Below are 2,853 nucleotides of genomic sequence, written 5' to 3' on the forward strand. Positions count from 1 at the left end.
AACGGTCAAGTGTATGCGTAGTAGCGAGGATACGAGCCATTACGCATACACGATGTTAGCGAGTCGTTGTTCTTTATTTTGGTATTTAACATCAAATAAAAATTAAGATTAGCGTTAAAACGATGCCACCAATGGTAAAATAAAGCCCTTTCTTGAAGATTTTGGTTTTGGGCACAAACATCCAAAATGATGAAATGACAAAAAATAGAAGAGATAATCCAAAGAAAATATTTAAGAAAAACAATGGTTCATTCGTTGAGGCTTTATGCAGTTTTGTCATTTTGTCAAGAATAAAAGGTAGTTCACTTGTTGTGAATTTTACTATGTTGCTATTCTTGTCATAAGTCCCATTTTTAAAATAGACTACCCCATTTTCTTCTTTATCAATTTTAAATTCACGCATTCTTACTACCTTCCCTAATTCCTCTATTTTAAAGTCAGATGGCAAGGTTTTTACCAGTTGCTATTCTGATTTTAATAAATCGGTGTCTCTGAAAATTAAGATGATGCCACTAATGGCATACATTGCCATAATACCCGCAAGGAAAAACCCTAAATAGCGGTGATATACCCTCATAGTTTTGTTCAAGTTTGATTTGCTCATTTATATAAATATTAATGGCTTGTAAATTATTTTACAGGTACATGTAATACTAAATTTTCCCATTTCAAATTAAAACCATCATTTTTAATTTCGTAAGTTAATCTTTCAATGAAATTGCTTGAATTAATGGGTGTTACTTTTGCTTTCATAACATCATTTTCAATTAAGCGAGTGGTTTCTCTATTTCTTTTAATACCCCATTGCCCTGTTTGCGAATTAACAATTATTGTCCAGTCCTTTTCTGTTGGAATTACATAAAAAGAGTATTTACCTGCTTGCAATTTCTTTCCTGCAACTGTCAATTCTCCATCGGTTGTAATGGTTGTTGCCTCGTTTGCACCTGCCCGCCATACTTTATTATATGGCACCAATTCGCCCCAAATTTTTCTTTCTTTTACAGAAGGGCTACTGTAATCGATTCTAAGTGTAGTATTTCCAAATTTCCCTGACGCAACCATAGGCGGGCTTGGTCGGCTCGATTTATCCTTTGAAGCTACCGTAGGTTTTTCTGCTGGGTTTACTTCTGCAACTGAGTTATCTACCATAGGTTTTTTGAATAAGCCAACACCAATATCTGCGCCCAAAGTTCCTTTTATAGGGTGTAAGAAATTTTTACTCTCTTGATTATAATCTAATTCTATCCTTTGCTCTGTAATCTTTGTATTATTGAATTTTAACAAAATTGGGTCAATATCCTTAAAATTTAGCTGAGGGCCACCGCCGGTACCAGTCATTTTTTTATTGCCCGCAAACAAACTATTATTGACTTGGTACAAAATCGGTTCAGATTCCTTTTTAGTAGTATCTTCTAATACTTGCTGGTTAGAGTCCCTGCCTAATTGACTTATCCAAGCGTAGTTACTATTGGCTATTACATTATTTTCAAATACAAAATCATTAGCAATGGCAGAGGTCCACACACCACAACCATAACCACCATATATCAAGGTATTTCGCATCACATGACCTGTACTTTTGCCAGACCAATAAACGATGGCTTGTTTCAAATTATAGAATATGCAATGGTCAACCACAATACCATTGCCGTTGGCTATAATTCCTAAATGATTAGGGCTATTGACTTCGTCACCTGCAAAAATACATTGTGTTATTTCCAAATCATCCAATGCAGGATTTGTACGAGTTATTGGATAAACCCTAATAATTTTACCTTTTAGAGGATGCTCAACAACAGGGGCGCCTAATATTTTTAGACCTTGGAGTGTAACATGGCTTGTTTCCACTTTTATACCATACATACAGCCACCAAACGGGTCTTTTTGCTCCATCCAATCATCGGTCAATGGCATGGTATGAATTAATGTTGGCATTCTACCTGTATTCCAATCTGGGTCGTCTGGTAACACTTCAGCACGAATGGTTAAGCGATTTTCTTTGGTAAAGGTTCTGTTAACTGGCATAAGTTGGGCAGGTTCATTGACCGAATAAATGCCTTCGGATAGAAAAATGGTAATGGCATCATCACCTGTGTTGGCATTTACGATTTTTGCCGCAGCAGCTAACGATTTTAATGGTTGTTCTTTGCTGCCTATGTTGGTATCATTACCAAGTGATGGATTGATGTAGATATTGGTTTGAGCTATTGCTGTTTGTAAAAAAAAGGCTACCAATAAGGTTAAGGTTAAAGGTTTGATAGTCATAATATCGTTTTTTGTTAAAAATTTTTTATTTTTACTTACAAAAAGTTAGTTACTTCTAAAAAGTGTGTAAATATAAATAAGTTTGTATATTGGTACAATAAGGCACTTCAAAGTAGGTAACTAACTTCAAAGTAATTATTGTTGATAATCAATGAATTATGATTAAAATAAATATTTTGGAAAATGATTTGGACATTAATAATTGTCCTGTCAGGAAGGTATTGGACCGTTTTGGCGACAAATGGTCGTTGCTCGTTTTGCTAATTTTAGGTAAAAAGGAAACCTTACGTTTCAATGAAATCAATAAAGAAATCGGCCAAGACATATCACAAAAAATGCTTACCGTTACTTTAAGAACCTTAGAAGCAGATGGATATTTGAAGCGGACAAGTTATCCAGAAATTCCACCCAGAGTTGAATACACCATCACTGATTTGGGTAAATCACTTTTTCCATTGATTGATAATTTAGAAAAGTGGGCAAAAGTTAATATGTCTGCCATAGAGAAGTCCAGAGAGAAATTTATGAAGTCTTGAGTTTAATTTTTTATTGAATAAGTACATCTTTTTTAAACTATGCTCGCTAACG

The 2,853-nt window shown here is 34.6% G+C and carries 3 protein-coding genes; 1 reads left to right on the top strand and 2 read right to left on the bottom strand.

Annotated features, from left to right (window positions below; translation table 11 throughout):
• Positions 1–91: 91 nt before the first annotated feature.
• On the bottom strand, positions 92–448 hold the full coding sequence (locus HPE63_RS18420) for a hypothetical protein (protein ID WP_317172927.1): 357 nt from the start codon (positions 446–448) through the stop codon (positions 92–94).
• 182 nt (positions 449–630) lie between these two features.
• Positions 631–2,265, bottom strand: a complete 1,635-nt coding sequence (locus tag HPE63_RS18545; RefSeq protein WP_223198226.1) for a DUF2911 domain-containing protein — start codon at positions 2,263–2,265, stop codon at positions 631–633.
• Between the two features lie 158 nt (positions 2,266–2,423).
• Between HPE63_RS18545 and HPE63_RS18430 the strand changes: the two genes are divergently transcribed.
• Positions 2,424–2,801 carry a winged helix-turn-helix transcriptional regulator gene (locus HPE63_RS18430; protein ID WP_188315775.1) on the top strand — a complete coding sequence of 126 codons (378 nt, stop codon included), beginning with the start codon at positions 2,424–2,426 and terminating at the stop codon, positions 2,799–2,801.
• The last annotated feature ends 52 nt before the right edge of the window (positions 2,802–2,853 follow it).

The organism is Maribacter arenosus (assembly GCF_014610845.1).
GTDB lineage: Bacteria > Bacteroidota > Bacteroidia > Flavobacteriales > Flavobacteriaceae > Maribacter_A > Maribacter_A arenosus.